Annotated in this window: 1 protein-coding gene and 1 pseudogene; both read right to left on the reverse strand. The window is 52.7% G+C overall.

The window, feature by feature from the left end; translation table 11 throughout:
- Positions 1 to 161: 161 nt before the first annotated feature.
- Complete coding sequence (locus tag U8U68_RS21955) at positions 162 to 722, reverse strand: major tail protein (protein WP_161929586.1); 561 nt, start codon at positions 720 to 722, stop codon at positions 162 to 164.
- Between the two features lie 5 nt (positions 723 to 727).
- A pseudogene (locus U8U68_RS21960) lies at positions 728 to 940 on the reverse strand (hypothetical protein); the annotation flags it as partial.

Below are 940 nucleotides of genomic sequence, written 5' to 3' on the forward strand. Positions count from 1 at the left end.
CCGAAGCGGTCTTGCATTTCGTCAAGGACATTCAGGGAAAACAGCAAGTGGAATTCCTTGCCGTTCAGCTCAATGGGCAAACGCCCGTCTTTAATTGCGCTCATAATAAAATAAGGGAAGCCCCCGCGAAGGGGCTTCCCCGTACCTCCTTTTCAATTTTTTTACGCCGTTTCTTCTTTCGGCTCCCGAACTGCGCTGAACCAGCTTGCCGCCGCCTGCTCCGTAGGAACGGCCACGTGTTCGGCCTTCCACTTGCCATCAGGCCGTTTGATAAACTGCCCCGTGATCTCCGGTGTGGTGAATTCTATACTGTCGCCCTTCGTGTTATAGCTTTCAGAAGGAATAGCGAATTTCACCTTGTAAAGCCAAATGTATTTATACATTCCATTGGCCTTCTTTGCCCGGAAGCCGATCGCCATATAGGGCGGTTCGTCCTCTTCGCCCGCGTATACGACGCCGTCTTCGTCCTGCGTCTGGCCCAAAATGGCCGCAAGGTCAGCGGGCATAAGGTCGTTTACGTTCAACGTCAATTCGCCGGAAACAAATTCCTTTACCACTTCGTCCGCGCCATCGTCGGCGTAAAGGATCGCTTCGGCTACCTCTACGGACATTTCCGCGCTAATGGCCTTCGCCATGCGCACGGGCGTTCCGTATGTTTCCTTGCCGCTTTCGTCAACCGTGATCGGCGCACGGTAAAGATCACGCAAACCAATAGTTGCCATAGTTTTTATACCTCCGTTTTTTCGTAGTATCTGCATTCAATGGGGACGTGATAAAAGCCCGTGTCCGTTTCGTAGGCTTCCGGATCAATCACGATCCCATAGAAGCCCGCGGCCTTCAACGCCCGCTTCGTCCGGCGCAACAAGGCTATATAATCCCGCTTTGAATAAAGGTCAACGCGGTATGTGTATTCCGTCCCCTGCATTTCGTCTTCTGCCGC

It is taken from the genome of Acutalibacter intestini (genome assembly GCF_034334985.1).
Classification (GTDB): domain Bacteria; phylum Bacillota; class Clostridia; order Oscillospirales; family Acutalibacteraceae; genus Acutalibacter; species Acutalibacter intestini.

Excerpts from the sequence above, each read along its gene's own strand:
- U8U68_RS21955 (WP_161929586.1), bottom strand. The coding sequence starts at position 722 with ATGGCAACTATTGGTTTGCGTGATCTTTACCGTGCGCCGATCACGGTT.